The 5,030-nt window shown below is 67.9% G+C and carries 5 protein-coding genes; all 5 read right to left on the reverse strand.

Features of this window, described 5'->3' with window-relative positions:
• On the reverse strand, positions 1-1,257 hold a 1,257-nt coding region (locus tag GJV64_RS11165; RefSeq protein ID WP_164157304.1), incomplete at its 3' end, for a ShlB/FhaC/HecB family hemolysin secretion/activation protein.
• 162 nt (positions 1,258-1,419) lie between these two features.
• Positions 1,420-3,276 carry a cobaltochelatase subunit CobT gene (cobT, locus tag GJV64_RS11170; protein ID WP_164157305.1) on the reverse strand — a complete coding sequence of 619 codons (1,857 nt, stop codon included), beginning with the start codon at positions 3,274-3,276 and terminating at the stop codon, positions 1,420-1,422.
• Positions 3,269-3,739 (reverse strand): DUF3291 domain-containing protein, encoded by a 471-nt coding sequence (locus tag GJV64_RS11175; RefSeq protein WP_164157306.1) that lies wholly within the window; start codon positions 3,737-3,739, stop codon positions 3,269-3,271. The genes cobT and GJV64_RS11175 overlap by 8 nt, the downstream gene beginning before the upstream one ends.
• Complete coding sequence (gene cobS, locus GJV64_RS11180; protein WP_164157308.1) at positions 3,736-4,698, reverse strand: cobaltochelatase subunit CobS; 963 nt, start codon at positions 4,696-4,698, stop codon at positions 3,736-3,738. The genes GJV64_RS11175 and cobS overlap by 4 nt, the downstream gene beginning before the upstream one ends.
• Before the next feature lie 29 nt (positions 4,699-4,727).
• Positions 4,728-5,030: DnaJ domain-containing protein (locus tag GJV64_RS11185; protein WP_205599603.1), on the reverse strand; the 303-nt coding region annotated here is incomplete at its 5' end.

The raw sequence follows: 5,030 nt of genomic DNA on the forward strand, positions 1-5,030 counted from the left end.
GCAGGCCGCCGGATTGGCGAGGCAATCGGGGCTGGCGCCGAACAGGTCGAGCCCCTGCCGCGCCTCCAGGCTGGCCGCCAGCCGCCAGGCGGTGGTGCCACCCGGCCCGCGCCCGCGCATGTCCAGCCAGTCGGCATCGAGCCTCACATAGGCGACCCGCAGCCGGTCCCTCGACAACGGCGCCCCGGCAAATTCGACTGACTGGTTGACCAGATCGAACCCGGCCCGCCCTTCCAGGCTGAAGGCCTGGCGGCGGCGGAAAGGATAGCTCAGCTCGACATTGGCGAAGAAGGTGTCGGCGTCCACCCGCGGCACGGCCGGCCCCAGATCAGGGCGCGACCAGGCCTGTGTCACCCGCCCGCCCAGCCGCAAGCCTTCGCCGCCGATGGTGAAGTCATGGCCAGCCTGCAGCACGTGCTGCTCGGAAAAGTCCGGGGTGGCATAGTAGGAAAGGAAAGTACGATCCCCCATCCCGGTCAGGCCATGCAGCTGCACCCGCGCCTGCCCGCCCCAGGGGCCGGTCTGCGAGGCAGCGAGGTTGTTCACCACCAGGTCGGCTTCCACGGGCCGGCGCCGCACGCTTACTTCGCCCACCATGTCGCCCGGCGCCTCGCCGGTGGGCTTGAGGGCAAGCCGCACCTCCACCCCCGGCAGGTCGCGCGCCAGCAGAAGATAGCGTTCGGCATCGAAGCGGTTGAAGGGGGCGCCGGTTTCCAGCTTGCGGATGTAGCGCGCCACCAGCGCCTCGTTGGGGCCGGCATCCCCGCGCAGCCGCACCGCAGAGAGCCGCGCATAGAGCACCTCGAAGCGGACATTGCCGCCCTCGATGCGCTGGGCCGGCACCTGCACCGCCGCCAGATAGCCCATGCGCCGCAGCCGCGTGGCCGCGGCATCACGGATCTCGCACAGCACCGACACCGGCATGTCACGGCCCACCAGTGGCCGCCACACATCTTCAAGCGCGGCTGCCGGCACAGGGCCGAGATTGTTGAACTCGGCCCGCGTCAGGTTCAGGCGGATGGCGGCGTAGGCGGGATCGGCCAGCGCGCAGGGACTGCGCTCGATATCGCCATCAACGATCAGGCGGCTGGGCTGGCTGAACTGCGGCCGGCGGGTAGGATCAATTTCCTCGCGGGTGGGGGCGCCGGTCACCTGCGCCTGCGCCGCGCCACACAGGGCAACGACCGGCAGCAGAGCCGCTGCCAGCAGGCTCTGCGAGCAGCGCGCGAGCGCCGTTCTCCAGCCCCGGATCGTCATCCCCATTCCCCCGGCAACCGAACAGTTGCGACCCTATTGCGCACATGTAAGCCGAATTGTCGCACCCGCGCCAGACGCTTGTTGCGCCGGGGCGGTGCTTTTGTCGGATTGCTACAATCAGCGCCGGCGGCGGCCAGCTTCAGCGCCTGCGGCGGGCGGTGTTCAGCGCCTGCGGCGGGCGGTGGGCCGATCGTCAGCCTCGAACAGCCCAGCGAGGCTGTCGATCATGGTGCCGCCCAGCTGTTCGGCGTCCATGATGGTGACGGCCTTGGCGTAATAGCGGGTCACGTCGTGGCCGATGCCGATGGCGATCAGCTCCACCGGCGATCGCTGTTCGATGTGGCGGATCACGGCGCGCAGGTGGCGTTCGAGATAATTGCCGCTGTTGACGCTGAGGGTGGAATCATCAACCGGCGCACCGTCGGAGATCACCATCAGGATGCGCCGGTCCTCGCGCCGGGCCAGCAGCCGGTCGTGCGCCCACAACAGCGCTTCGCCGTCGATATTCTCCTTCAGCAGGCCCTCGCGCATCATCAGGCCGAGGTTCTTGCGCGCCCGCCGCCACGGCGCGTCGGCCTGCTTGTAGACGATGTGGCGCAAGTCATTCAGCCGCCCCGGCTTGGCCGGGCGGCCGGCCTGCAGCCAGGCTTCGCGGCTCTGCCCGCCCTTCCAGGCGCGGGTGGTGAAGCCCAAAATCTCGGTCTTGACCGCGCAGCGTTCCAGCGTGCGTGCCAGGATGTCGGCACAGATGGCGGCGATGGAGATGGGGCGCCCGCGCATCGAGCCCGAGTTGTCGATGAGCAACGTCACCACCGTGTCGCGGAACTCGGTGTCGCGCTCGATCTTGTATGACAGGGCATGGCCGGGATTGGTGACGATGCGCACCAGCCGCGCGGCATCGAGAAGGCCCTCCTCCTGGTCGAAATCCCAGCTGCGGTTCTGCTGCGCCATCAACCGCCGTTGCAGACGGTTGGCGAGCTTGGTCACCGCCGATTGCAGCGGGATCAACTGCTGGTCGAGATAGGCCCTGAGGCGGGTCAGCTCCTCGTCGTCACACAGGTCGGCAGCGCCCACCACCTCGTCGTACTTGGTGGTATAGGCCTTGTATTCGAAGTCGGGCGGCAGGTCGCTGGCCGGCAGGTTGGGCCGCCACGGCATCATGCCTTCCTGGCCGTCCTCGCCCATCTCGGCGTCGGACACCATGTCGGTGTCCATCTCGACCTCGCGGCTTTCCGCGTCCTCGGGCGCGTCGGCCGAGTCCTCGGCGCGCGTTTCGGTCGACTGCTCGTCGCCGCCGCCGTCGGCCTCCTCGCTCTGGTCGCTGTCCTCGCCGGGCTGTTCTTCCTCGTCCTGGCTGTCGCTGTCCTCGGTCTCGTCGCTGGCCTCATCCGGATCGGCGCCCAGCCCCAGATCGTTCAGGACCTGGCGCAGCACATGGGCAAAAGCGGCCTGGTCCTGCATGGTGGCGGCGAGGTCATCGAGGTGCACGCCGGCCCGTGCCTCGATATCGGCACGCACCAGATCGACCGCATTAGCCGCCGCCGCCGGGACGGCCGCGCCCGACAGGCGCTCGCGCACGATCAGCTGCAGGGCAGAGGCCAGCGGCACCTCCGCCGCAGTGCGGGCGCGCACGATCGGGTCTGTGCGGACCCGCATCTCGGTCATACGGTCGAGATTCTTAGCGACCCCGGCCATTTCGGCGGCGCCCAGCGCCTCGAAGCGCGCCTGTTCCAGCGCGTTGAAGATGTCGCGGGCAAGGCCGGCCTCGGGCGGATCGGCGCCATGCAGCTTGGGATCATGGAAGCGCCGCTTGAGGGCGAAACTGTCGGCCCAGCCGCGCACCTCGGCCACCTGCTCGGGCGGCAGCGCCCGCGCCGGCTGCGGCACCCGGGCCTGGTCCCCGAAGCAGCCCGGCTTGTCGGCAGTATAGGCCAGTTCCATCCCCGGCGCATGGCCGAGCGCCCGCATCGACGCGGCCACCGCCTGGCGCAGATCCTCGATGGGGCTGGTTTCAGCCATGGACAGTCAGCCCGTCGAGAGGCGCCGGAAACCGGGTCTTGAACCCGAAGGCTGCTGCTGTTGGCCCATAGCGATCAAGCATCCACAGGCGGCCCAGGCCTTCATCGACCGAGGGTCGGTGACCGGCAGGCACCCACCAGAGGGCCTGAAAAGCGCCCTCGAATGGCACGAACCAGTCGCGGCGTTGGCCAAGGGGTTCGCGGTGTACCGTGCGGTAGACGAAATCATACAAGCAATCGATGTCGCGCCAGACCGAGATGTTGACCAGCAGTGTGAGGTCCGGCGTGGGATTGATCCCGGTGGCGTTGCCGCTGTCATCCTGCATCCGCCAGACAAAGCCCTCGGCGCCGTCGGCCACCGCATTGACGCCCTCAATCTGGTCGAAGAAGGACTGCACGCGCGGATCGCCCTTCGGCGCGACCAGCCGTGCCACGTTGATCTGGGCAAGCTGCCAGCGGCTCACCTCTTCGCCTTCACCGCCACGCTTTCCGGCAACTCCTCGCCGAACACGCGCTGATAATATTCGGCGACGATGCTGCGTTCCGCCTCGTCGCACTTGTTGAGGAACGACAGGCGGAAGGCAAAGCCGACATTGCCGAAGATCTGGGCATTCTGCGCCCAGGTGATCACCGTGCGCGGGCTCATCACCGTCGAGATGTCGCCACCAATGAAGCCGGCGCGCGTCATGTCGGCCACCTTGACCATGTTGGAGACCGCCTTGCGGCCGGCATCGGTGTCGAACTGCGGCACCTTGGCCACCACGATGGCGCTTTCGGTATGGTGCGGCAGATAGTTCAGCGTGGTGACGATGCTCCAGCGGTCCATCTGGCCCTGGTTGATCTGCTGGGTGCCATGATACAGCCCGCTGGTGTCGCCGAGACCCACGGTGTTGGCCGTGGCGAACAGCCGGAACCACGGATTGGGCCGGATCACCCGGTTCTGGTCGAGCAGGGTCAGCTTGCCTTCCACTTCCAGCACGCGCTGGATGACGAACATCACGTCAGGCCGGCCGGCATCATATTCGTCGAACACCAGCGCACACGGGTTCTGCAGTGCCCACGGCAGCAGGCCCTCGCGGAACTCGGTCACCTGCGTGCCGTTGCGAAGCACGATGGCATCCTTGCCGATCAGGTCGATGCGGCTGATGTGGCTGTCGAGGTTGATGCGGATGCACGGCCACTTCAGCCGCGCCGCCACCTGTTCGATGTGCGACGACTTGCCGGTGCCGTGATAGCCCTGGATCATCACGCGCCGGTTGAAGGCAAAGCCGGCGAGGATCGCCAGCGTCGTGTCGGGATCGAAGACATAGGCCGGATCAAGATCAGGCACACGATCATCGGCGACGCTGAACGCCGGCACGGCCAGATCGATGTCGACGCCGAACATCTCGCGGGCATCCACGCTGGTATCCGGCGCGGGCATCGCCACCGGCGGGGTATCGCTCTCTTGGCTCACGTCTTGTCCGACTCCATCTTGTATCCGGCAGCTGCCTTGAGGTGCGTAAAGGCCTTGACCACCGCCTGCAACTTTCCTTCGTGGGAGCGGTCCCCCCCATTGCTGTCAGGATGGTAGCGCCTGACAGCGGCGCGATAGGCGCGGCGGATGTCGGCCGGCTGGGCATTCCGGTCAAGCCCCAGCGCGCCCAGCGCCTGCGCGTCACCCGGGGCCGCCCAGCGCGACGGCGCGCGCGGCGCCGCCGCCGCGGGTCCGGCGCCCATGCTGAACAGCCCGTGCGGATCGGCATAGGCCGGCTT

Origin of the sequence: Sandarakinorhabdus rubra, assembly GCF_010994245.1 — a bacterium.
GTDB lineage: Bacteria > Pseudomonadota > Alphaproteobacteria > Sphingomonadales > Sphingomonadaceae > Sandarakinorhabdus > Sandarakinorhabdus rubra.